The organism is Desulfovibrio sp. TomC (genome assembly GCF_000801335.2).
Taxonomy (GTDB): Bacteria; Desulfobacterota; Desulfovibrionia; order Desulfovibrionales; family Desulfovibrionaceae; genus Solidesulfovibrio.
The window spans coordinates 41153-64875 of record NZ_JSEH01000022.1 but is presented as its reverse complement, the minus strand read 5'-3'; the positions used below and the strand labels follow the sequence as shown (position 1 = coordinate 64875).

Below are 23723 nucleotides of genomic sequence, written 5' to 3'. Positions count from 1 at the left end.
TTTAGGAAGCTTGTTGTTTTCTGGGTCTTCATCGTATAAATGCTTGTTCCCATTGGTTCGGCAACTCGAAACAAAATTTTATAGATATTACATCATTATTGCATGTGAAATGCATAGTTTTGTCATGACGGAGTGGTAGTCATGAATACCTATCCGTCGCCTCCATAGGGTCTATGGGGAAGGCCCCTCGGTGAGGGGCTTTTTTACGCTTCGTTTTGGCCAAGAAAGAGAATGGGGGAAGCTATAGTAGCCTCCCCCAGAGTGTTTACCGTAAACTTATTATTCTACAGCGTTAATGCATCGCGGTTGTATCTTGAAAATATAGTCAATATCTGTGAGAACTGGAAAATGCAGCGAGCAGCGAGCTATAAAATGGCAGAACTATGCCATTGAACACCACCGAAACGAACAGATTATTTTAAAATCGATCAATACATGGGCTGTTGGGACAGAACCCATCAAAATACATGAAAAGAGGGTGGACGCACGAAACGCTCACCCTCTTATGGCAGAGTTCTGCCGTCAGACTTAGTCCGGTAAGACAAATCCAAGCGAACGTTGATGTTCCGCGATCTTTTCTTCAAGCTGGCAGTAGTAGAGCATGTTCACCACCGCACGGTTCAAATCGGCTTCCTCGCCTATCATGTCATCCAAGGTAAAGCTCAGGTTCGATCCGAGGTATTCTTCGAAATCCCGAAGGTAGTCGTAATCACGGTAGTAAACGCACCCGCTTGGCGTCTTACCCTCCTGAAGCTTCGGGAAGTGAATCTTGTCCGTCATGTCAAAGCGGCTGTGCTTGGGATTCCAGAAGAGCACCACTCCAAGGCTTGGGTACTTGGCCCAAGAACTAGAATCGCACGACCAAACTGGAAGCTTGGCCATAAGTCGGTATTCGCTGCTGCCGAAGAAATGGATATTGGCCCCGGCTTCGTACAGTTTCTTGACGACGGGTTCCACGTTCTTCAGAATCGTCCGTCCGTCGCATTGACCGATAGCGACAGTTTTATGTACGGGGAGTCCCCTGGCGAGGATTTTATCTGCGTCATCGTTGTAGATGTTGTGAATAACGGGAACCACGGGGATACCTGCCTGCTCCAGGTCAATCTGGTATTCCAAATTCTTGTCGTAGGAATCAAGACCAAAATGCAGGTCGAAGTTGAAGATTAAATCCCATGCCGCAGAGTTGTACTGGGCAAATGTCTTAAACTTAGGGAACAAATCGTCTGGAGTCTGTTTGGCTCCGGGCTTTTGTACACTAAAAACACCACTGTCAAGGATGAGGCTCCGCAACAAAGCGCGGTCTGTGCCGGTAAAGTGTGGCAAGTCGTTTGCCAGCAAAGCATATGATAACAACACGTTCGGCTTGACATTGGGATAACGCTTGGCAAATTCCCGTAGGTGCCGAATCGTCATGGAGGATTGGTAGATACGCATATCATTCTCCGTGGGGCACTCCCTCCATGTCACAGGAAGGAGTGCTCCGGTAATATAGTGATTAGTTCGAGAAGCGTCCCAGCAGGTTGTCGACAGCAGTCCGCAAGGCTTCCAGGTGTGTCTTGTCGAGCTTTTTCAGATTGACCTCTTCCTCCAGGAGACGATCGATGGAATTCTTGAGCTTTACGGTCTCGGCGTTGATGTACTTGATCGGATGTTTGGGGGAATTGGTGTCGCTGACATCGTTGGGGCGAAGTCCATTTTTGGCGATGACTTCAACCATGTATTCTGCTGGAGAAAGTTCATGCGCCACTCGGTCAAGCATTACGGCGGTATCAATGGCAGTCACCGGGCCGGCCACCTTGCTGAAGTCAATGATGGTCTGAACCTCGATGTCGATCTTTTTGGGCAACAGCTTCTGGCGGGTAATGACCGCTTGAACCAGAAGCTTCAACTCGCTCTTTTCGATCTCTGCGTAATTGAGCTTGATGCCGCTGCGTTCGAACAGGTCGCTGATAGGGTCTTCCTTGGACAGCATGTGCTTGATTGGTTTGATGATTTGGATGACTTGTTCTGCTGCATCGGTGCCAAGGTAGGCGTGCTTCAGGATGCCTGGGGTATCGGCGAGGTTCATGCACTTATCCCGAGTGCGCCGCGACATTTCGGGTAATTCGCGATCACTGAAATCGCCCCAGTTTTCACCCTCGGCAATGACCAGTGATTTGAGGTGCGCGAGCAAACAACCGATGAGGTATCCAATATTGACCATCTTCGTGCGAGCCGAGGCATAAATCTCTTCAGCAGCCACATGTTGTGACTTCAACTGGAGTAGTGCTTCATCCTTGGTGAGCTTTTCGATCTGCCCCGTCGTGTTCTCCACAACGCGTTGCAACATCTCCTGGGGAATGGGCTTTCCTTCCTCGACCTGGGCATCAGGTTCGGGTTTCCCGCCCATGGCTCCCGTGGAGCCCTGGAAGTGCATCAGCATATGGCGCATTGGATCGTCATCGTTGCCAGGAGCACCGACAGTCGGCACGGGTTTGGGCAAAGAGACGTCTTCGGTCCCCGAGGAGGGAACTCCACCGGGACCTCCGGTGCCTCCGGTGGCGTTCTGGGGGGCGGACTCATTCGAATGGGAGATGTCTTCGAGCTTAGCCATTTTGGAACTCCTTGCGTCGGTCCATGTTTTGGGGAGCGTGCGTCGCTTTGTCCCGGACCGTTGAGAGCACCACTCTCAAAAGGAGCTTCGAGGAACCCGCCAATTTCTAGAAAAAGAATTTGGCAGGACGAAGATATTTGACGGATAGCTATTGATTTAAGGACGTTATGGCGTGATTTTTAATGCAAAAATCTGTCACCGCATAGTATCCGGCGATCCGCTTGCGGCGGGTGACAATTTGTTCCCAGGTGCCGTCTGTCAACCCGGCTGCTTCTATCTTTGCCTTCAGGGCAGGGTAGACCTCCTCAAAGGGGGTGGGGGCATCCCCTTCCTTTTCGTGGGCCTTGTCCCAGAGCCAGAGTAGGGCAAGGCGCATAGCATCTGAACTGTTGATATGTTTTCCAGACAAACTTAGTTTATAAACGGATTGGAACGTTTCATCTGCAATATGCTGTTTCCCAAAAAGGCTTTCAACTGCTCTATTGATCAGATTTAAAGCATGAATTTCCAAGCCAACTTTCGTAGGGTTGTTAAGTATCGCTTGGGGGTCAACTTTGATACTTGTCGATTTTCCCAGGTTGTAGAGAAAGTTAGTTGGACTCATTTCATCAATCGAGATCATCCAGCTCCCATTGAGCTTTGTAAGGGCGGATATATCGGCTGGCCCTTTGACGGAAAAAACGATATCTACGCCAGTGAGCAGTTTGTCCAGTATGATGCTACTGTCCATGCCAATGGAATGATGTTGGTAAATTCTTCCAAAATGCTTTTCAAACCCATAGCTCAAGAATCCATATTTGAAATATTTCATCCCAGCTTCTTTCCCGTGATCCTTCTCGAGTCGCATCCGAAAGGGATTGTGGATAAGTTCTTCTTCGTCGTCATGGGCTGCTGTATATCCGGTCATCTCTTCAAGATATTCTCTCGTTTCCATATAATCAAAGACGCCAATGGACTTAAAATAGTCATGGTATCGTTCAATAACTGCGCAATATCGACGGTATAGCGGGTTTCTCCGCATGTACTCCCAGTACCAGAAAGCAACTCGCTTGAGACGGTCGGTATCATCCACAGGAGTTTTGTCGGATTTTTCTGCCATGAGGATTTCATAGCAAGTGGATAACGCGTTGCCAAGTCACCACGGCAGTATGACATCGAACTGTCTTAAAACATTGAGCATTCTTGCCTAGAGCATATGCAATTTGTTCTCTCTTCAGGTAACTCACCGAGGATTCTGGATTTTGACTTGATTTGCCCCAGGTGAACAGGCACTTTCTTCCCAACCTCGGCACCATGCCGCTAATTCGTGAACCAGCTACGCGTAAAGTGGTCAATCCTTGGATGGAGTAGCATGATGCCGCACAGCCAGAGTGAAATCTTCCGCTTGATCGAGATGTCGGACCAGCTTGATGACGAGGCTCGCCTGGGTATCTTCGAATTTCTGGCAGAGTCTTTCTCCCTGATCCCGTTGGTCGGTGGTTTCCCTTCTCCTGGGCAGTCCTCCCGTGAATTCAAGCGCCCAACGGAGGCCATCTGGCAGCAGTGGTGCGAACAGAAGCGCCAGTTCAACCGTGCCGACTTCTCTCCTGAGCGTGCTGGCGTCGCCTGCGGTCCCGCCAGCGGTGTTCTGGTCCTCGATGTCGATGACATGGGGAAGTTCCGGGATTGGCTGACTGCCAATGTCGGGGAGGAGCTACCCGCCACTTTGAAGGTCAAGACCGGCGGCACTGGTGAACGGTACCACTTCTATTTCCTCTATCCGAGCGACGGCCAGCGATATCCCAACCGATCCGTCAAAGAAGTCTTCGACATCCGTGGTATCGGCGGCCAAGTCCTTTGCCCTGGATCGCTCCATCCCGAAACGGGGAAGCCCTACGTCATCGTCGAAAGTCCCGAAAATCTGGCCTCGGCACCGGACTGGCTGCGGAACTATTCCCTTCATAAGACGATAAAGCCACTGGCCCCTGTTTCCATTCCCGATTCACACGATTATCCCCAGGATTCCCCTATGACGCCGAATACTCCTCTGGCCGCGCCGGTGCCAACGACAACTACCGCGCAGAGCACACCGACGACTCCCCTTTCTGACAACTTCATCGCTGGTCTCCCTGTTTCCGAAAACATCAAGACGCAGATCGTCACCCCGATTCCCAAAGGGCAGCGGTCAGAAGTGTCCATGAAGGTCCTCGTGGCCCTGTTTGGTTCACATTTATCTGAAGGGGTGGTCAGGCAAATCTTTGCGAGTTACCCCATTGGAGAAAAATCGAGAGAAAATGGGGCAGCATGGTTTGACCGAGAAATAACGAAGGCAAAAGATCATATTGCAGCAAATTTTGACCCAGCGCTGGTGTCTTCTGCTTCTCAACCTCCATCGGAACCTTCAACTCCAAAGCGTCAGTACAAGACATTCAATGCGTTGGATGTTGTCAAATCAAATGTAAATTTTGAGTACCTTATAGATAACTTTTGGCCAAAAGGTGAGCCATTATTGATCACCGGACACGGTGGTGCCGGCAAGTCGATCCTCACCTTGCAAATTGCGATGGACCTTATCTTGCCCCCGCCCACTGGATTCTTGAATATCTTTAAGGTGAACCAAGGAGAGCATAGAGTTCTCTTTGTCCAGTCAGAAAACTCTTTGATTGGAATGAAGAAAAGGATCGACTTTGTTAGGAATGTCTACCAATTCCCGGATGCTCTTCTTCAAGACAGAATGTTTTTCCTTGGTGTCAACAATGATGTTCGGACGAGTGGCGATATAAAAGACCCTCATTTTCAGAAAGCCATAAAAGAATCTGTTGACTTAAACAAAATAGACATCCTAGTTATTGATCCATTGATAAGCTTCCATAGTGAGGATGAAAATTCAAACGATCAGATGCGGAGGCTTCTTGACAGGGTATCTCTTCTTACTGAAGAGATTGGTGTTACACCACTTTTGATTCATCATCATGGGAAGTTTTCTACCGATAGTGGTGCCGGTGGCGGACGAGGAGCCAGTGCTATTGGTGATTGGTCTCCGAATACTTGGGAGCTAAGTTTTAAAAAGAAAGAAGATAAATATGTTTTGAAACATAACAAGGCACGCAATTTTGCGATTCAGACTGAATTGATGCTGGAGCTAATGAGCCTCCGTTTCAGAGCAGTAGGAAGCAAAAAAGTAGCAGATGAAGTCCATTATGTCGTGACTGCTCTTAAAAATCTTGGTGGGAAAGCAAGTTCTAAGGAAGAGTTGAAAAAGGAAGTGATGGCAGTTTATGCAAATATGAATCCTGGTGGAGTTAAAGCACATGGATCTGCTGCAAAATACATTGACAAAGCAGTGAAAGAGGGAGTCATCAAGGAAACCCCAGTGCCTAACTCCAGAAGTAAGGCCTATACCTTTTGAGGTTCATTGAGAATACTTCCATCGCCAAAATTGGGTGGGAGACAGCAAAACATTTGTCGACAAAAAGTATTTAGTCTTAAAATTTATAATAATTTCAATAATATATTGCAAATTTTTAACGTCAAAGACAAAATGGGTTTGTCTGTGGTAAATAGTTGAAATTATTTGAAAAACAAAGACAATTCGCTCTATATATTAAGAGGGGGTGGCTTTGCACCCCCCTTTGATATCACAAGTGATGTATGTGCTCTATTGCTCAAGAAGTTCACTAGAAGTTCACTAGACCGAATTGAACAAAATTTAAATTTAATATATTGATATGATTGAATGTTATGATAAGTAAAAAGATGATAGCACTAGTTGTTGAACGGCAAGAGTATGGTATATTTATCAATTTTTATTGATATGTTGTCTGGATTAGTAGTATTTAATATTGCTCTGGCCTGTTGAACTTGCTAAACATTTAGCTGAGTCCGTATCATTCAATCTGGTGAACCATCATGTTTGAAACTTCATTTACGCCTTCTGAACAGGTCAAGAAGTGGCTTGGTAATGTCGAGCCTCTATGGCTTTCGCTTGGGCAAGAGAATGTTCGCAGCCTATTGGTTTCTTTCCCATTTTCTATTGAAAGAATTGTCATAAATAAAAATGAATCATTTGCAGAAATTAACAATTCATTGGGGATGAAAGCCGTCCGTCTTGTCCTGTCGGAGGCGAAGACTGCTCCAGGGATAAAACTGACACCAAAAGATAATTTTAATCGTAATTTTGTGGTTAAAATGGTTGATGAACTTAATTGGCCAATCTACTCCCGCGAAGAACTTTTCAAGTTCTGTAAGGTAGTCAATGAAAGTGACGTTTTGCCGTTGCATTTTTATCATCTCGTATTGAAATCTGCGGGCCTTGTCAGGAAATATAAAGGTCATCTTGTGGCTACGAAAAAAGGCAAGGAGCTGTATAAAGACAACAAAAATGCACTTTTTGGCTGCTTGTATGCCGCTATTTATGAACAGCTTGACATTTCTTATTTTGATCGTATCCCATTGCAAGGTTGGCCAAGTCTTCAGATCGGTGTTGTTCTTTGCTGTTTAAAGATGATTAAACACGATTGGATTCCTGAAGAAGGACTCATGAAGCAAACGACAATCCCTGATAAAAGATTTTGGGATACCCCTCAAGATTATCCCGGCTTTGCCTTTTATACCCGGATTCTTCGTCCTTTGCAGTGGTTTGGGTTGCTTGAACAGCGGAACGTTGCTGGCGATGATAAAATATATGGAAAATTTGAATTCAAAAAAAGCGAAGGATTTGATAGTATTTTTTCTTTTCGTCTTTGATTCTGGTGAGGTAAAAGAATAGAGCCATAGCATGCTCTGGTGATGGCTTTTGATTTTATTTGTTTTGAACGAGGGTTATGAGATGGATTTGAGGGTGATAACGGCAGAGTCCTGCCATTTAAATCCCTTGTTTTTGTTTATATTTTAATGAAAGCAGCCAAAGACTTCCTTTTCTGTGCAGCTACTCGATTTTGTGGGTAAGACGATGGATTGATGACGTTTCTGGTGAAAATGCACCTGCGAAATGGCAGAGTCCTGCCATTGTTGCCGTCCTCATGGTCTGAGAAACAGTTTTTTCGCTGAGTTCCCACTTCACTCCCCACTTTGGACGGCCAGTGCTCCAAAATCCGGGGTGAGACTTTTTGCTTTACCACTTGATGGATAAATTTGCACCAGAATAACTTTCCATTAACCACTTTTGCTCGAAGAGCAACGCAGCTATTCCCTCGGATTTTCGTATGGAATTAGTGCGTTGCAAACCGAAGAACGATTCTCTAACAGCCAGTTTTTGCGTAGCTTTTTCTGACATGCCAGCCAGTGACCGTCTTGGCGAAGCGTTTTTCAAGGTTTATTGAATTGAATTTATATCCTGTTCATTTCATTTTTTTTGGCCCAAATTCCTGCGGTTGACAGCTCATTGGTAGGGTGAGTCAATTTTTTGGAAAACATAAAGATCAGTCCTTTTGTATTTTGCTGGGTTCGAACAATGAAACGAACTTGTCGCTGTCTATTGCGCTTAAAAAGAAAGTTTTAAATAGTCTGTATAAAATATATGGAGACAAAACATTCAATAATATTACAGAAACGAGTATGTATATTATGCCGTTTAGAATGGTAGCGAAAAAATCTTTTAATCCTTTGATATCTTTATTTGGGGCATTGGGTGTTTCGTTCGATATGAATTCTTTTGCTTTGTCGAGTACAAACGTTGTGACTCCAACTGCTGCTTTCTTTGAAAGTCCTATTGCGCCGCCGTTCCTCCCGTATTCATCGTTGATGTTTTGAATTTGTTGTGAAGTGACTTGATTGAATACGTATGTTTCTGCGACAACAAGAAGTGGCATAAACGCATAAAGGAAGACTGTAAAAAATACAATTTTTTCACCAAATTTTCTCGAAGTATCAAATATTCCAAACCCGAATCCAAACGTTAGTCCTGTCTTGAATAGAAATCCTTGTTGGATAATTTTTAGCAACACTGTTTGTGCCGTTAGGGCTATTAATCCGTTCTCTAAGAATCCAGATATCCTACTGACAAATTCACTAATCCCTGTTAATGAAACTACGCTCAGTGACGTTATGTGTTTTGCTATGGATGCAATTATGAATATTGTTTCTATTGTAGCGAAAGAATTGGTGCAATATTCATATGAGATATCGTAGATTGGATTTAAAATTATATCAAACACTACATTGTAAAGACCTAAGAAAGCGACTACCGCCAATATCACGAAGGATTGCTTAGTGGAAATTTTTCTCTTGCAGATTTTTGAAAATGCCAAAACCGGAAATATTATAAGCAACCTTGTGTAGTTGAATATTTTCTGTAAAATTAAGTCAATTGTTATGTTTGTCCTTTGGGCGGTTGCGATAGGATTTTTATCTGGTGCAGATTTTTTGCTAACGACAAGTGCCTTTTCATCTACAACTGCATAAATACCAACACGTGTCAGCAGTGCTTTTATTTTTAGAGCTTGTTCTTTGTCCGAACCTTCAAAAAGGATTGTATTTTCTTTGTTTAAAAATTTAGAATAAATGGTTTTATTGTTTCTGGATATTCTCGCAAGCAGGCCATCGGCATTAGCTTTGTTGTAGTTCTTTAATTTGTTCCAACCAGTTGTGACAGTGTAGATAGTTTTAGACATAAAATGCCTCTTTTGTTGAAGTGTCATGCTTGACATGGAGAGGATATCGCCAGTAATCGTTAACGTTCTTAAATATGCAATAAATTCCTAACATTCAGATCATGAATTCTGCCGGTGACTCTTGGCCTGTCGATACAAAATTTCGGAGTCGAAATTGACAACGTAGTGTATTTAAAAATCATAAGATTTTTGTTTTGTATCTATTCTCTGGCTGTAAATATTCAAAAAAGTAGTGCCAAATAGTAACCGGAACAGATTGTTAAAGTGGCATTGACTCTCTTCGGCTAGCGATTCCATCGGGGGTGCCACGAGATACACTAGCTCAAAATGGGGCTACTCTGTGGAGAAAGATATTTTCACAATCATTTTGAAATTTCAATAAAATAGTGATGTTTATCTTGTGTTTCTGCTCAGCGGTGATGAATGCTTCGCCTGGGAAAGGACGTAGGGAGTCTCCGGGGTGGCATCTGGGGTTCAAACCCAGATCTAGGATAAGGGGGGAGCCGGGTCAAATACTAGTTGGTGGCAGGGTGTCGCGAAATAGGAAGGTGTTGGGGAAGGTGACAAACCCGAAAATTACCCCAAGGGGAGCTTAGACTCCTTATTGAAATTAAATATCGATATTTTAGCTAGTTATGAGATGCAAGGGGTTGTGTCTACGGATTTTCCGGGGCCTGGATAGGAGGTAGTTCTGCTTAGCGTCAATAACAGTTGGGCGTGTTTGTGTGTGGTCGGAGGGGGGCTGTATGAAATTTATACCATGATGTCAGTAGAATACTCAATTTTTTGTGGAATAGATTCATAATGATGATGCCTGTCGGCAGGATCCTGCCATTTCCAGAGGGAGGTTTTGGTGGAAGACCTTGCAACAATCAACTTTTGCTTGGCCTTTTGCCACGTCAACTCATCGTCCTCTGGCAGGATATTCATCATGGCCTGTTCTTCTTCGTCACCCAGAGCGAAGGGAAGCAATTCGGATTGTCGCTCGGTCAGAGCTTTGCATATGCTAAAACGGCAGCGGCAGATTCACCACTTTTGCTCGAAGAGCAACGCAGCTATTTCCTCGGATTTCCGTATGGAATTCGTGCGTGTAATCCGAAAACAGGTTTCAACTAACTGATTGATATTTCTCGGTTTTAATAAATATTACCATAATAATTTCAGGTAGGTAGTTATGGAATTGCAGGCAATTGCCATTGGTCTCTGTTTGGGGTTGGTCTTTTATGTTACTCTGACGTTGTATAGAGAAGCTACGTATGTGATGCCAAGAATCTTTAAAAGATATCGCGATGGAAAGTGGAAGAAGTAGTGGTAACCATGGAATGGTTCATAGGATCAGCCCTGGTCATGGGCATAATCGTCGTTCTTGCTCTGACTGTTGGCAAGAAGAAAGGTCAGAAGAAAGGCTCTGTTCCTGGATTCTTCAGCTTTGACCAGTACAAAGAGAAAGAACTCTCCCAACGAGGAGTGTTCGACAAGACGAAATGGTAGCGGGAAAGGGGGCAAGGCAAAACGTTTAACCCGACAAAGTTAGCCCTGTATGATTTGTAATGCCATCTTTGGCAAAGAATTCGCTTGCGATAGCATGGCAACTGCTGCTTGAGCTAGTATTTGTTCTTTCACAAATGAGGTCATTTCTTGGGCAACGTCTGTATCAGATATTTGCGATTCAGCGGCTTGGAGATTCTCCGCTTGGATTTGGATGTTTGAGATGGTGTTTTCGAGTCGGTTCTGTGTTGCTCCAAGGTTTGCTCTGATGTTGTTTGTTTTTACCATCGCTGATGATATTTTTTCCAGATGATCTTGAGCTCGGGTTTGTGTTCTTATGTCTAGGAGGGGTTGGTAAATTCTAACGGAAATTCCAACGCCAGAAGGATCTTCTCCCGCATCGTTGTTGTAAGCTATCGCGTAGCTTCCATCGTCTAATGCTGTAATCGCTGGATTTGATTGATTCCCTGTGGATTCGCTGTTAACCATAAATTCATTCCCAAGTTTTGATCCGTTATAGGCGAAGATTTGTGCGCCAGTCGCCCATCCAATTTTTCCATCAAACCCCCCTGAATTATAGGAAACAATGAATGATCCGTTTTTAAGGTCTGCGATAACGGGCGCGTGTTGGTCGTTAGTTGTTGCTTCGTTCACCTTAAATTCAGGTTTGTATACTGTGCCGTCCTGATTGTATATCTTTGCATAAACACCCCAGCTAGTCGGAGTGTCTTGTTCGAATGATGACCAAGAGACAACATATTTTCCGTCTGAAAGAGATTGGACGGATGACCAGTTTTGAGAATTTGACGTATAATCGTTGACTAATGTGTTGTTCCCAACTTTTGCCCCACTTGTGTCATATTCTTGAGAATAAATCCCATAACTACTTGGGTCAGGGCCGCCCCCGCCTCCTCCAGAGTATGTGACTATTGTATTCCCATTTGTAAGTTTAGTGATTGATGGTATTATATTTGATCCGTTTGGGTGGTCGCTGACAATGGATTCATTTGTTAAAGGATTTCCCTCGTTGTCGAATATTCTAAATATTGTATTCGACCCTGCGCCTCCTTGTTGATCCGACGACCAAACTGCTGCAAAACGGTTGTCGTCCAAGGCAACCAAAGGATTTCCTACATATTGTATGGATGTTTGTTGATCGTTTGGTGTCGTGTTGTTTAGCCGAAATTCACTTCCTATTTTTGAGCCATCTTTTTGAAGAACCTGTCCATAGACTCCTAGTCCAGATCCATCTTGTCCATTGGACGCCCATGTGACAAGTAAGTTGCCATTCCCTAGTGTTGTTGTTTTTGGTTGTGTCTGGTCGCTAGAGTTGTATGTATTTACCTGGAATTCAGATCCAACTTTATTTCCTACAGCATCCATAACTTGGCCATGAATCGACCATCCTGTTTCCCCTTGGTTTTGCGATTGCCATACGGATAGGAAATTTCCACCCTCTATTGAAGTTAGAGAAGGGTATTCTTGGTCGCCGGCTGTGAATGTGTTTACTTGTTTGCTACTCCCGTCTGGTTCGTACATTGGTATCGAGTCTGGCAAGACTGATCCAACGATGTTTGCATTGCTAAATAATGAAGGAAGTCTTGAATCATTGATTGAAATGGAATAGTAGTCTTCTGCTGAGTTATTGCTTGTGCCAAAATGGACAACAAGTGGTCCAGAAGAATTTAGGCCTGATGTATTGGATATTCCAGACAAATTACCATTAAGAAGAGGTATCCCATTGAAGTCAGTCGCATTTGAAATACGCTGTATTTCAAGTGCCATAGCTTGAAACTCACTGTTTATTATCGCTCTTTGATCGTCAGTGTAAGTTCCAGTAGCTGCTTGTTCTGCCAGTTCCTTCATCCGAATCAACTTTTCATCGACAACTTGTAAGGCCCCATCCGCTGTCTGGATCATGGAGATGGCATCGTTAGCGTTCCTTATTCCTTGGTTCAAGGTGCTGACATCAGATCGCATTAACTCCCGGACAGCGAGTCCGGCAGCGTCATCGGCGGCGGAATTGATCCGTAGCCCAGACGACAACCGCTGGGTCGACGTACTCAGCGCCCCATAGTGGGCTGACAGATTTCTGGCGGAGTTCATCGCCATGAGGTTGTGGTTTATGATCAATGCCATGGGGCGGCATCTCCTTCCTTGTTCAGCGGGCATTTCCCGGCAAATCACCGGAATTATTTTCCGGTGGCCCGGGGCCTGAACCACCAGAAATCAAGGCTCAGGCGGAAAAATTGGCATAAAATAAAGTTTACTTGTTAATATCTAGCAAATTACATACCTAACTTTCTTATAAGAACGACTCGCTAGCCCTAGACTGTCCGAAAAGGACGGTTCCATGGGCGAGATTCTTAAGGTTTTCGGGAAACGTGTCCGGGCATTGCGCCGGGCAAAGGACATGACCCAGGAGCAGCTTGCGGAGCGGGCGGGGCTGTCCCTCCAAAGCGTTGGGGAGATCGAGAGGGGTAGGGGGAATCCGACCTTGGTGAATATCGAAAGATTATCCGCCGCACTCGAGGAAGATTTGGCATCCCTCTTTGACCTCGGGGATGTCGGCATGACGCGGGAACAGGTGCAGAAGGAACTTCTGGAGTTGCTGGCCGGGGCCAGTGAAGAGCAAGTGCGAGCGATCCTGACCATGGCCAGGGTACTGATCCAGAAGTGACCGGGGATTGCCCCCGTCAACATTCAATCATCCTCGGGCAACATCAAGGTCAGAACTGGCTCCCCCTGATCACCAGGACCAATGTGCACGATGACGTCCACCGTCTCCGTTTTCCCAGGGGCCATGAGGAATGCGACCCGGACTGTCGCTCGATCCGCGCCGGCGTGATTCTTTCTGGCTGCACAGAGCACTAGGAACAGCAGATCATGGAGGCGGCCAGCTGTGGACTGACCCTCGCCTGTCAGCCCGGTGGGTGGTTCGACGTATCCGTTGTAAAGGGTAGCGGTTACGACAGTATGCACCTTGAACCCGACTCCCTTGGCCGCGTCGGTGACATCGATTAGAACCCCGTCCTCGATTGCTTGTGCCCTGGTATACGAATAAATCAGATTCCATTCGTTATCGCTGGTCATCTTCTTGCTCCTGTTCTTGAGTGGTTAGAAGGGCATCGAGTTTGAATCGAAAGCTTTTACATAGTTCTAAACCTACCTCTGCACATGAACGGGTCATATCGTCATGGATTCCTTCAGATTGTTTGCTCATGATCTTGAAAAGTTGTTCAATTGGATGAAATCCATTGATTATCTCCGATTTTAGATCAAGAAGGTCTTGATGATTTTTCTCCATAGTTTTGGCCTTTGTTTTTATAAAGGTTGTCAGGAATGTTCTCTGTTTAAGAAGTTGCTCAAGAAGAAGTGATAGGTGAAGAAACTTCGCAGGATGCTATTGCTAACACCCTGCGAAGTCGGCATAAAACTTACTCGTCGGAAGCGTCGTTCATCTCTTGGACGAACTGTTCCTGGTCGGCCGGCGACATCCGCTCGAAGGAGTCGTGCATCTCTTCACGTTCAGGATCAGGACCGAGGTCAGGTGCGCCAGGGATAAAGACGGGGCCAAAGGGATTCTCAACCATTGGATTTACCTCCATTTTTCATTAAGAAGACGAGCAAGTACCGCAAGAACCTGCGGTTACAGGTTCAAGGGGAAAAATACCCTCGGTGCTGGGGCCAGGTCACGGGGAAGGTGGAGTGGTTGGGACGGCAGGCACTGGAAACGGACATTGAGAGTATACGGGGCTTCCCTGGGATTTGGGACCAGGGTGAGACAAAGGGGGGAGCTTTAGGGAAAAACCCCAGGAAGGGGGCCTAGGGCGCGAATCCAGGGGGTGTCCGGGGAAGGAGTCCAACCCCCAAAATTCCCCCATGGGGTGCTTGAGCTGTTTGCTCCGAAAAAAATATGGCTATTTTAAGTAGTTATGTTTTGCAGGTTGCTGCATTTTTCGATTTTCAGCAGATGGAGTGGGAAATCGGTCTTTTGGGAGTGTAGTAAGTGTGTCGTGTCATTTGAAGTTTTCTTCTGTAATTTCGGTTGAATAAATTGATTTTGGTGAAATGTGCTGGAAATGGTTGGTGCCGGATGGCAGGAATCTGCCATTTTTAGGTCCTGTTTCTTGTAAATGGGCGTGAAGCTGGCGGTCCAGGGTCAAGTTGGAGGGGGAGGGGAGTGTCTCCAATATAATCATCCGGTATAATGAACTTTTCAAATGCGCGGTTGCCCGCGTTTTTGGAGCGACATAAGTTTGAATTCAGGTGACAAATTCGACCTCGCCGTTATCCATATCTAGCCACTCTTCCGAAATTGATTGTATTGACATCCTTTGTTTTTTCAGTACAGTTTACTCTCGAACATTGACATTAAATCCTAAGGAGACGCTACCCATGCCTGGAAAAGAATCGAAATTCGATGCGGTGAAACTTCGCACTTTGATTATCGGAAACAAGACCGCTCAGCAGATCATTGATTCTTTCGGGATTGATAAGGTGACTTTGAAAAATCATCTCCTGAAATTGATGCAGATGGATGAAAAGTTTTATAAGATCGAAGGGATGGAGACTCGGGCGGTTTCTGGAAATGTGAAGTTCTCAACCACTGGACTTCGCCTGTCCCCGACCCTTTTGTCAAACTATGGTTTCACCCTGGGCGACGAATTCAAGGTGTCCTGCCTGGAAGAAGGGAAGATTGTGCTGGAGCAGAAGTAGTTTGTTCCGGTAACGAAAAGTGAAAGCCCACGTGGTCCAAGTTGGGGCGTGGGCTTTTTCACTTGTACGTTTTGTAAAGCTTAAGCGCTTGTGTCTGGGCTAAATATTTGATCTATTGCGTTCTTTAAGTCTTCGAGGATGATTGGCTTTGATAAGTAGCCGTCCATGCCATGGGCCAAAAATTTTTCTCGGTCTCCAGCCATAGCATGAGCAGTCAGAGCTATAATAGGTATTTTGGAGAAGTTTTTGTTTGAATTCCTTATCGCTATAGTCGTTTCTACTCCATCAAGATTCGGCATTTGTATATCCATCAGAATTAAATCGTAATTTTCAGATTTTAGCAACTTTAAAGCTTCAACTCCGTCTTTTGCGCATAATGGAATGTGACCAATTCTTTTAACGAAGCTAGATATTGTCAATTGGTTAACGTAGTCATCTTCAGCGATAAGTATTTTTAGATTCGAAAAATTTTCGTGAGTGATGTCGGTAGTTTTATCTGTCTCCTCTAGGATCGGAGGCTCAGTAATCTTAAAAGGAATTGCAATACAAGTTGTAGTACCCCCTCCCTCATTGTTGTCGACAGTAATACTGCCTTCCATGATTAAAAGTAATTTTTTTACAATTGAAAGTCCAAGGCCTACTCCTCCGTATTTACGGGTCAAAGAACCATCAACTTGGGTGAAAGGGACAAAAATTTCATCGAGCTTATCTTCTGGGATTCCAATGCCGGTGTCAGATATTTCTATAAAAATGTGTATTGTTTTCTTTACTGTTAGTGAATTAATCGAGATATATACGCGCCCGTGTGGGGTAAACTTAATTGAATTTCCGAAGATATTAAATATAATTTGCCTGAGTCTGCCTGAATCTCCGTAAATAATTTCAGGAATAGATTTGTCAATGCGCGTAGAAAGTTGAATTTGTTTCGTTGTTAACTCAGTTATGAAAGTGTTGACAACGTCTTCTATGAGGTGGTTGATACTGAATCCATGATTTTCTAGGGTGACACTGCCTTGTTCTATTCGAGATAAGTCTAAAATGTCAGAGATTAAACGAGTTAAATTTCTGCCAGAACTAAGTGCAATATCAATATACTCGCTTTGCTCATGATCCGGGTTCGTAGATTCAAGTAATTGAAGCATACCCATGATCCCGTTTAATGGCGTTCTTATTTCATGGCTCATGTTGGCTAAAAATTCAGATTTTGCTTTATTCGCAGCTTCAGCAGTTTTTTTTGCTTTTTCAAGCTCAAGTTCCTGTTGTTTGCGTGTTGTGACATCGAGAAACATTACTGCTATCTGGTCAAGAAAAATTCGAAAGCAAAGAATTTCATAAATACCGGATATGTTGGCGTCCTCATATCCTAGTTGCTCAGTGTGCCATGTTTTACCCGTTTGCAATGCCTCGAGATAGCGAGCAGATATATCGTTTTCTGCAAGCATTGGGAAAGCGTCGGCAATATTTTTTCCAATTAAATCAGAGTGATTTATACCTAGTATTAAGTCTGCTGCTGGGTTCGCACCGCTAAATACGAGTGCGTTTTCGACAAGTTCATAGATATGTATGCCGATGGGCGTCTCATGAATTATTGAGCGGAGAGTCTCTTCGCTTTTTACGAGTGCTCGTTCAGCCTTTTTTTGGTGAAGTATTTTTGAAACGGAGTCCATTAACAGTGTTAACTGGTAGACGTCACTACTAGAGTAGTCAGTGTCTTTGTTCCCCATGCCAACGACTAAAATTATCTTGTTTTCTTTGAACACTGGAATCGTCATGAATGATTTCAAAAGAGCATGTCCAGTGGGAAACCCCTTTTTTAATGCGTGCTCCTCCTCAAATTTGTTTAGAATTATCGGCTTGCGTTGGCGGACCGCTTCTCCCCAGATGCCAGTTTTGTCTAGTTCATAACGAGCTTGCGGAGACGTGATGCTACATTCATGCATAACTTCATTTGACCACGTGTTTAAAGTAAAAACACGTCTATCCTCGTCGTAGTGATAAATATATCCAATTTTACTCTCAGTTAGTTTTATAGCTTCATCGAGAGCAAAATCCAAAAACTCCTGGGCAGAAGTGAATGGATGTTGGAGAATATTTACAAGGGAAAGTAACCTCGTTTCGTTTCGAAGAATTTGTTCTTCAGATTTTTTGCGATCAGTTATGTCGACAAAGGTTACAACAACTTGGAGCAGTTCATTTTGTTGATCAAACTCAGGAAAAGCATTAACTAGAACCCAAACTAAGTCGTTGTGCAAAGGACGATTTATCCCTAAAATTAAATTCCTCACTGGGGAACGAGTAGCGATCACCTGAGATACTGGGTATTCTACGAAGGACATTTTCGTTCCATTTTCATGAATAAAAAACCACTCAGGATCTATCGCATTTTTCCCTTTCAGTTGGGAAATGGAAAGCCCAAGTAGCTGAGAAGCTTGGTCATTAGCGACAATTATTCTAGAATCCGATGCGTGGACAACGACTCCTGCATGAAGATTTTGGATGAGGTCATAATTTTTCTTTTCACTTTCCTGTAAAGCTTTTTGTGTCATTTTGCGTTCTGTATGGTTGACGTAAATGCTCATTCCGCCTATACAGGTATTGTTTGTGTCATAAAGTGGAAAAATATTTGCTATGATATGAAGGTCATTTTCAAGATGATCCTTGGTAGGAACCTCAAGGTCGCGATAAACAGTTCCCTGACGAAGGGTGTGACTCATAAAAGTTATATGTGTTGGGTCATTATAAAAAACTTCACCCAAAGTTTTTCCGTAAGTGGTTTCAATAGGTCCAATAATTTTGAGCATTTCTAGACATGCTAGATTCGTTTGGAGAATACGCTCTGAGGTGTCGACAAGGAAATAAGGCATTGGAAGACAACTTAAGACAGTGTTGAACAATCCTTTGTCGTACATAGCTGTCTTGCTAAGAGCCTCCATCTCTTTGGATATTTGGCTATTAAATTCTTTAGGGTGTGACATCGGGTTCCTTGGGTATTTAAAGGTGTTAACCTTGCATCATAAAGTTGCAGTTGTCTTGGCTTCGTGTAACGTAGTGTTTAGTTTTAAATCTTAAAAAGAGTGAGTTTTTTCTGAAAAGAAAAAACTTATCTCGGAAAATTTTCAATATGTTGCTTTGACTGGTATTTTTCAATCAATTTTACAGAAACCTGCGGAACCTTGTGTAGGTCGGGTTTTGACATTTGCTCGTCTGCTCCAACCGATTGGCCCTTGTGGTATAGTTCTTCAGTGATGATTGAAGAATAAAGCAAAACAGGCAGATTTTTTAAAAGTGAATTTTGTTTAATTTTCTTTGTGAGAGTGAAGCCATCCATTTGAGGCATTTCGATATCTGTTATAACGATGTCAAAATCAAGTTGTTTTGGAAGTGAGTCGTCTGAAGTATCAGATGCACGCTGGTTTAAATAATTCCAACAGTCGAAGCCATTTGTGAACTCACGTACTTCAAAGTTTGCTTCTCCCAGAGAAATTCTTAGCATTTCGCGGATTAGTTTGGAATCGTCAGCTATTAAAGCTCGGTATTTCTTCTCTGAAATGAAACGGTCGATTTTCGCTTCAATCGTGACACCCGTCATATCAGAGATCATGTATTCTAAGTCAAGGAGTTGAATAATTTTTTCTTCGATTTGAATGATCCCAACTATGCAGTTCTCTTTGTAAGATGCTACTAGTTTGTCTGGTGATTCGACTTGGGTCCAATCCAGTCGATGAATTTCAACGACACCTGAGACTAAGAATCCGGCTATTTGCTTACTGAATTCAGTCACAATTATTATTTCATTTCTGAACTTTTTTTTAGGCAGCTTAAGCCATTTTGAAAGGTCGAGCACAGGTAAGATTTCACCCCGTAGAGGAATAACTCCCATGAAACAGGGATTGACATTGTCGTAGGTAAGTTCAAGCCCTGGATTTTCAATTACTTCCACGACTTTGGCAACGTTAATTCCGAACGAATTAACTTCAAGTGGTGATTCCTCATCTTTTTGTGACGAAATAAAAAACTCTAAAATTTCAAACTCGTTAGTCCCTGTTTCGAGTAGTATTTCTTGTGACATGGGTTTCCTCTTTTAGCGTATGCTATGATGGACTTGCTTTTGAGTTCATGGTGTTGGCCGACATATTTATAAGAAAATTTGAAAGTAGACGTACGATTTGACAGAAATCGTTTTCGTGAAAATTTTGCTCTACCTCTTCGAGTATTATTTCCGAATTGTAGAGGGAAATAAGTATGTTTTCTTTGCCCGCATTGTTATATGCTTTGAGAAATCTTTTATCTTCAAGAACTATTAAGTTAATAAAATATATGGCTAAAAAACTTTTGTTGATCTGGGTCCTGTCTTTGGTTTCTCCCAAAAGTTTATTCCCAACCATTTGAATCATTTCAGAAAGCTGTTTATTCGTATCTATGGCTTGGCAAAGATTCATCTGTGTGCTCATTGCAAGGAGGTGGGGGAAGGCCCCACCTCCTTGCGTAAACCGCTAAAATTTTTCGAAGTCGTGATCGTCCATATCCAAATCAATTTTTGCGGTAGAAGTTTGCTTTCTGGACGTGGAAACAACCCGTGCACGGCCAGTAGGCAATGCTTTTGGTGTTGCACGTCGTCTATTAGCAGTAGTGCCAACTTGGAAAAATTCAATTGTGCTTTGAAGTTGTTCAGCTTGACTCGAGAGTTCTTCAGATGTCGATGCCATTTCCTCGGAAGCAGATGCGTTCTGTTGGACAACCTGATCAAGTTGAGTAATGGCTTTATTTATCTGATCTGCTCCAGAGTTTTGTTCCATACTGGACGCAGCAATTTCCTGGACGAGTTCTGCCGTCCGCTGGATGTCTGGGACCATCTTGGTCAACATTTGCCCAGCTTGCTCAGCAATTCGAACACTCGAGGTCGAAAGATCAGAAATTTCCGAGGCAGCACTGCCACTCCGTTCAGCCAGTTTCCTGACTTCTGCGGCTACGACCGCAAACCCTTTACCGTGTTCACCTGCTCTAGCTGCTTCGATAGCTGCGTTAAGGGCTAACAGGTTGGTCTGACGTGCTATTTCTTCGATAATCGAAATCTTTTCAGCAATATTTTTCATGGCGGTCACAGCTGAAATGACAGCTTTTCCACCTTCTTGAGCGTCTTGTGCGGCTTTGACTGCAATAGACTGGGTTTGCTGGGCATTCTCAGCATTTTGTTTTATGTTTGAGGACATTTGCTCCATGGATGAAGAAATCTCTTCAACGCTGGCCGCTTGTTCTGTTGCACCTTGAGACATGCTTTGAGCTGAAGCAGATAATTCTTCTGAACCAGAAGCAACATTCTCTGAGGCAGATTGAATTTCAGCCACAACCTCACGCAATTTTACAACCATAGTATTAAGGGATGCTGCCAAAATACCGATTTCGTCTTTTTGATCTATTTCAAGGGTTTTGGTGAAATCTCCGTTAGACATGGCTTCGGCAAACTGAACACCCTTTTGAACTGGCCCCGTAATTGCTTTTGTTAAAACGACTGAAACGATAATACCTAGGAGAAGGGCGATAGAAAGTCCTACAACCATGGTAGTAGAGGCAGTCCCAAGACTGGTGACTGCTTCCTTCGAAATCTCACTTGTTTGATCCATACCTGCAAGTGATGTCTGAGCCGCAGCACTTAAAACTGCTTGGCCGATCTCTGTCCTTTTGACGTTGATTTTTTGTAATTCATTCCAATTTGTAACTAGACCTGTCATCGCAGATTTGTAAGCTTGTGCTGATTCACTGGTTGTTGCTAACTGCCGAATATTTGCTTCGGCAAACGTAATGCTTTTTATTTTTGCCAGTAAATCTTCAATCTTTGGGAAGTTACTCATTGCTCCTTCAAGAATTTTAGGTTCCCTGAGGGCTTGCGCTTTCCAGACCAAAATGCGTGTTTCATTTCCAATGTCTATGACATCGTTGATCATTGAAACTTTGCTGGTCCTTTCTTTAAGCTTGTCGCCAGATGTTCCATTGGAGATTTCTTTGGCAAGAGCATCTTCTTGACTTTTAAGGAAATCGCTTGTGTTTTTTGCGTAGCTAGTTGCTGCAGTGTCAAGTAGTTTTCGGTCTTTATCTAGTGCTTGGATTTGAGCTACGGTTTGATCGGCAAGTTTTGAATATTCATTAACTTTGCTTTGGGCCAGAGCAACGTTTTCCCGCAGCTTGACCAAGTCAGAGTACTTGTCGGCATGTGTTTTGGCATCAGATAAATGCTTTTGAACTTGGCTAAGTTCCTTTTTACCTTCTTCGAGAAAAGAGGTTTCTTCTGAAAGACTGTATCCGCGCCAGGCATACATTGTTAAAAATGATGAGCGTTCGACGTTGGTGGCAATAGCTACTTCTGGTACGTATTCGTCTGACAATTTTTTTGCATCGTGTTCAACGTTTGTCATGTTAAACACAGCCATTCCTCCAAGAGAGCATGCTATCAAAATGAGGATGCCAAAGCCAATGCCTATCTTCATTCCAAGTTTAAGATTTCGCATCTTATCCTCCTGATTAGTATTTGGTCAGTTCAAAATGAAGTTGCGACGGTCCATTTGAAAAGAATGATTATAGAGCTATGGCAGCCTGTTCGTTCTCCACAGCATCGAGAACGTTGGCTAACTCCTGTGAGCTGAACACTTTATTGATGTCTAAAATTATAATAAATACTTCATCTGACCGACCCATCCCGACAATGAAATCTTTTCGAATGGCAGTGCCCATATTTGGCGGTGGTTCGATTTGTCCTGCATCCATTTCGTAGACTTCTCGGACAGAATCCGAAAGAATCCCGAAAACAGTTTGGTCACCTTCAAAATTTACTTCGGTAATTATGATGCACGTATTAATGGTTTTTTCGGTTTGGCCGAGGCCGAACTTTACTTTGAGGTCGACTACTGGGACTGCGTGACCTCTTAAATTGATAACACCACAGATATAGTCCGGCGTCCTAGGCATTCTGGTGATGGTCACATACTCAAGAACTTCTCTTACATGATTGATACTTAAGGCGTATAACCCTTTTTCTAGGGTAAAAGTCAAGTACTGGTCATCGCAGCTATCTGTAGGTTCTTTCATCGATTTCCCCCGTCAGGTTTCCGGGTTTCAGGGTGAGTGACGATGCTATTTCTTTCGATGAAGCCTCCCGCGTTGTACCAATGCAGTGAGAGTGATGGTTATTTAAAAAGCAATTCATATGCGCTCCCAAATATCGCTTCGTAAAAACTGGTAGAGTCTGGAAATATAATTTTTTTTACCTCCGGTGCAAAATTTTTTCAAGCTAAATGTTTTGAGCAAAGTAGTTGCGCAAACGAGTTCAGTGAGTTATTTTTTACGGTCAGGGCTTTAAGCATAAAGTGGGATTTGCAATGTCGTTGCGTTTATAATCTGACATATGTCTCGTCTGGCATAGAAAATTACTATTTAAAGCAGATGTTTTTTGAATATTGACGTTGGCGATTTCCTGTGATTTTGGTCTAACGGAAGTCCAACCAACGTGACGATTGGGAAAGCATCGGGAACGGGCCAAGGTGTCCGAGGGGAAAACCCGAATCCAGATTTCCCCAAGGGAGGGTTGCAGGTGTTTTCTGAGAAAAATACAACGAAGTTACCGACTTTTGAAAAGTCCAGTTTACTGGAATTTTTGATTTTCAGTTGATGGATAGAAATGTTAAATATTTGGAATTGGATCGACGACAACGGCGGAAGAGGGCATTTCGGACCAGAAACGATGGTGTCGGATCGCAGGACTCTGCCATTTTTCAGCCCCGTGATGGTGCTACAGTCATTAAAACTTCCCTGTCCCTGATCCTGGAGTGGGGTAGGGCGGCTCAGTAATGTTAACCACCTGTAATCGAATGCTTTTTCCAAATACGAAATTTCCTTCGTTTTTGACTGGACTGAAAAGCACTTATTGGACAAATTTCGTGGTTTTACAAGATTTAAGAAGTTTTCTTTGGTGGAGTAGCTCTTGAATTCTTATGAGCCTATCAAAAATTTCAGACATGATGTTGTTTATTCCAGAATTTAAAAAAAGAACGTAGACGTGTTCGACAAAACTAGCATCTAAGTAGAATATGTTGAACAAGCGTTCCCTAGTATTTGTTTGGAATATCGCATCAATTTCTTTGAAGTTGAGAGCTAATAGCTCGGAATAATACATGACGAGTAGAACTTTCTTTTCGAAGGTTGTTGAAGACGATTCGCCTAGGATGCCTTCTGAGATAGTTCTAAGGTCTTTGTAGGGCATAGCAATCGTATGGGTTGTGGGGTGACTCACACATGTCTTTTGGAAAAATGCAAGTTCACCCCAGTTGGTCTTAGTTAAAGTT

General features: G+C 43.6%; 18 protein-coding genes and 2 pseudogenes. 6 read left to right on the top strand and 14 right to left on the bottom strand.

What is annotated here, in order from left to right; all coding sequences use genetic code 11:
- Nucleotides 1-528: 528 nt before the first annotated feature.
- The 3 genes from NY78_RS17810 to NY78_RS17800 form a co-directional block, all read right to left on the bottom strand.
- Nucleotides 529-1434: a hypothetical protein gene (locus NY78_RS17810; protein ID WP_043638958.1), complete on the bottom strand. Its 906-nt coding sequence runs from the start codon at nucleotides 1432-1434 to the stop codon at nucleotides 529-531.
- A gap of 61 nt (nucleotides 1435-1495) precedes the next feature.
- Nucleotides 1496-2593 carry a hypothetical protein gene (locus tag NY78_RS17805; RefSeq protein WP_043638956.1) on the bottom strand — a complete coding sequence of 366 codons (1098 nt, stop codon included), beginning with the start codon at nucleotides 2591-2593 and terminating at the stop codon, nucleotides 1496-1498.
- Between the two features lie 148 nt (nucleotides 2594-2741).
- On the bottom strand, nucleotides 2742-3692 hold the full coding sequence (locus NY78_RS17800; protein WP_043638953.1) for a hypothetical protein: 951 nt from the start codon (nucleotides 3690-3692) through the stop codon (nucleotides 2742-2744).
- A 252-nt stretch (nucleotides 3693-3944) separates the two neighbouring features.
- Here NY78_RS17800 and NY78_RS17795 point away from each other — a divergent pair, with 252 nt between their 5' ends.
- Nucleotides 3945-5981, top strand: coding sequence for an AAA family ATPase (locus tag NY78_RS17795; protein ID WP_231584033.1), 2037 nt, complete (start codon nucleotides 3945-3947; stop codon nucleotides 5979-5981).
- A gap of 500 nt (nucleotides 5982-6481) precedes the next feature.
- The gene (locus NY78_RS24850) at nucleotides 6482-7318 is read left to right on the top strand and encodes a hypothetical protein (protein WP_156180980.1); all 837 of its coding nucleotides are present in this window, start codon (nucleotides 6482-6484) and stop codon (nucleotides 7316-7318) included.
- 674 nt (nucleotides 7319-7992) lie between these two features.
- Here the strand turns inward: NY78_RS24850 and NY78_RS24845 are convergent.
- The gene (locus NY78_RS24845; protein ID WP_156180979.1) at nucleotides 7993-9183 is read right to left on the bottom strand and encodes a hypothetical protein; all 1191 of its coding nucleotides are present in this window, start codon (nucleotides 9181-9183) and stop codon (nucleotides 7993-7995) included.
- A gap of 804 nt (nucleotides 9184-9987) precedes the next feature.
- On the opposite strand from NY78_RS24845, the gene NY78_RS24840 reads away from it, so the two are divergent.
- Together NY78_RS24840 and NY78_RS25300 are read left to right on the top strand one after the other, a co-directional pair.
- Nucleotides 9988-10299, top strand: coding sequence for a hypothetical protein (locus NY78_RS24840; protein ID WP_156180978.1), 312 nt, complete (start codon nucleotides 9988-9990; stop codon nucleotides 10297-10299).
- A gap of 201 nt (nucleotides 10300-10500) precedes the next feature.
- Nucleotides 10501-10674, top strand: a complete 174-nt coding sequence (locus tag NY78_RS25300) for a hypothetical protein (protein WP_197084270.1) — start codon at nucleotides 10501-10503, stop codon at nucleotides 10672-10674.
- A gap of 39 nt (nucleotides 10675-10713) precedes the next feature.
- Here the strand turns inward: NY78_RS25300 and NY78_RS23940 are convergent.
- Nucleotides 10714-11052, bottom strand: a pseudogene (locus tag NY78_RS23940) (flagellin); the annotation flags it as partial.
- Between the two features lie 1206 nt (nucleotides 11053-12258).
- Nucleotides 12259-12810: pseudogene (locus NY78_RS23935) on the bottom strand (flagellin N-terminal helical domain-containing protein); the annotation flags it as partial.
- A gap of 214 nt (nucleotides 12811-13024) precedes the next feature.
- Between NY78_RS23935 and NY78_RS17780 the strand changes: the two are divergent.
- Nucleotides 13025-13351: a helix-turn-helix domain-containing protein gene (locus tag NY78_RS17780; RefSeq protein ID WP_043638945.1), complete on the top strand. Its 327-nt coding sequence runs from the start codon at nucleotides 13025-13027 to the stop codon at nucleotides 13349-13351.
- Between the two features lie 23 nt (nucleotides 13352-13374).
- Here NY78_RS17780 and NY78_RS17775 read toward each other — a convergent pair whose 3' ends face one another.
- From NY78_RS17775 to NY78_RS24835, 3 genes are all read right to left on the bottom strand, one after another.
- Complete coding sequence (locus tag NY78_RS17775; protein WP_043638942.1) at nucleotides 13375-13764, bottom strand: DUF6573 family protein; 390 nt, start codon at nucleotides 13762-13764, stop codon at nucleotides 13375-13377.
- Nucleotides 13751-13978: a hypothetical protein gene (locus NY78_RS23930; protein ID WP_082140087.1), complete on the bottom strand. Its 228-nt coding sequence runs from the start codon at nucleotides 13976-13978 to the stop codon at nucleotides 13751-13753. Before NY78_RS23930 ends, NY78_RS17775 begins: the two co-directional genes overlap by 14 nt.
- A gap of 130 nt (nucleotides 13979-14108) precedes the next feature.
- Complete coding sequence (locus NY78_RS24835) at nucleotides 14109-14264, bottom strand: hypothetical protein (protein ID WP_156180977.1); 156 nt, start codon at nucleotides 14262-14264, stop codon at nucleotides 14109-14111.
- Nucleotides 14265-15069: 805 nt separating this feature from the next.
- Here NY78_RS24835 and NY78_RS17765 point away from each other — a divergent pair.
- Nucleotides 15070-15390 (top strand): hypothetical protein, encoded by a 321-nt coding sequence (locus NY78_RS17765; RefSeq protein ID WP_043638936.1) that lies wholly within the window; start codon nucleotides 15070-15072, stop codon nucleotides 15388-15390.
- 80 nt (nucleotides 15391-15470) lie between these two features.
- On the opposite strand, the gene NY78_RS23240 is transcribed toward NY78_RS17765, so the two are convergent.
- From NY78_RS23240 to NY78_RS17740, 5 genes are all read right to left on the bottom strand, one after another.
- Nucleotides 15471-18365: an ATP-binding protein gene (locus tag NY78_RS23240; RefSeq protein ID WP_082140086.1), complete on the bottom strand. Its 2895-nt coding sequence runs from the start codon at nucleotides 18363-18365 to the stop codon at nucleotides 15471-15473.
- Nucleotides 18366-18490: 125 nt separating this feature from the next.
- Nucleotides 18491-19459, bottom strand: coding sequence for a chemotaxis protein (locus tag NY78_RS17755; protein WP_043638933.1), 969 nt, complete (start codon nucleotides 19457-19459; stop codon nucleotides 18491-18493).
- Nucleotides 19460-19481: 22 nt separating this feature from the next.
- Nucleotides 19482-19829 carry a hypothetical protein gene (locus NY78_RS17750; protein WP_170300347.1) on the bottom strand — a complete coding sequence of 116 codons (348 nt, stop codon included), beginning with the start codon at nucleotides 19827-19829 and terminating at the stop codon, nucleotides 19482-19484.
- Between the two features lie 54 nt (nucleotides 19830-19883).
- Entirely contained in the window at nucleotides 19884-21893 is a 2010-nt protein-coding gene (locus NY78_RS17745) for a methyl-accepting chemotaxis protein (protein WP_043638929.1), read from the bottom strand.
- Nucleotides 21894-21960: 67 nt separating this feature from the next.
- Complete coding sequence (locus NY78_RS17740; protein ID WP_043638927.1) at nucleotides 21961-22470, bottom strand: chemotaxis protein CheW; 510 nt, start codon at nucleotides 22468-22470, stop codon at nucleotides 21961-21963.
- Nucleotides 22471-23723: the final 1253 nt, after the last annotated feature.

Bases quoted from the DNA above. Each gene is read 5' to 3' on its own strand.
- NY78_RS24840 (WP_156180978.1), top strand. From the start codon at position 9,988: ATGATGATGCCTGTCGGCAGGATCCTGCCATTTCCAGAGGGAGGTTTT.
- NY78_RS17750 (WP_170300347.1), bottom strand. From the start codon at position 19,829: ATGAATCTTTGCCAAGCCATAGATACGAATAAACAGCTTTCTGAAATG.
- NY78_RS17745 (WP_043638929.1), bottom strand. From the start codon at position 21,893: ATGCGAAATCTTAAACTTGGAATGAAGATAGGCATTGGCTTTGGCATC.
- NY78_RS17810 (WP_043638958.1), bottom strand. From the start codon at position 1,434: ATGCGTATCTACCAATCCTCCATGACGATTCGGCACCTACGGGAATTT.
- NY78_RS17740 (WP_043638927.1), bottom strand. From the start codon at position 22,470: ATGAAAGAACCTACAGATAGCTGCGATGACCAGTACTTGACTTTTACC.
- NY78_RS24845 (WP_156180979.1), bottom strand. From the start codon at position 9,183: ATGTCTAAAACTATCTACACTGTCACAACTGGTTGGAACAAATTAAAG.
- NY78_RS23930 (WP_082140087.1), bottom strand. From the start codon at position 13,978: ATGGAGAAAAATCATCAAGACCTTCTTGATCTAAAATCGGAGATAATC.
- NY78_RS24850 (WP_156180980.1), top strand. From the start codon at position 6,482: ATGTTTGAAACTTCATTTACGCCTTCTGAACAGGTCAAGAAGTGGCTT.
- NY78_RS23240 (WP_082140086.1), bottom strand. From the start codon at position 18,365: ATGTCACACCCTAAAGAATTTAATAGCCAAATATCCAAAGAGATGGAG.
- NY78_RS17755 (WP_043638933.1), bottom strand. From the start codon at position 19,459: ATGTCACAAGAAATACTACTCGAAACAGGGACTAACGAGTTTGAAATT.
- NY78_RS17780 (WP_043638945.1), top strand. From the start codon at position 13,025: ATGGGCGAGATTCTTAAGGTTTTCGGGAAACGTGTCCGGGCATTGCGC.
- NY78_RS17805 (WP_043638956.1), bottom strand. From the start codon at position 2,593: ATGGCTAAGCTCGAAGACATCTCCCATTCGAATGAGTCCGCCCCCCAG.
- NY78_RS17765 (WP_043638936.1), top strand. From the start codon at position 15,070: ATGCCTGGAAAAGAATCGAAATTCGATGCGGTGAAACTTCGCACTTTG.
- NY78_RS17800 (WP_043638953.1), bottom strand. From the start codon at position 3,692: ATGGCAGAAAAATCCGACAAAACTCCTGTGGATGATACCGACCGTCTC.
- NY78_RS17775 (WP_043638942.1), bottom strand. From the start codon at position 13,764: ATGACCAGCGATAACGAATGGAATCTGATTTATTCGTATACCAGGGCA.
- NY78_RS17795 (WP_231584033.1), top strand. From the start codon at position 3,945: ATGATGCCGCACAGCCAGAGTGAAATCTTCCGCTTGATCGAGATGTCG.
- NY78_RS24835 (WP_156180977.1), bottom strand. From the start codon at position 14,264: ATGGTTGAGAATCCCTTTGGCCCCGTCTTTATCCCTGGCGCACCTGAC.
- NY78_RS25300 (WP_197084270.1), top strand. From the start codon at position 10,501: ATGGAATGGTTCATAGGATCAGCCCTGGTCATGGGCATAATCGTCGTT.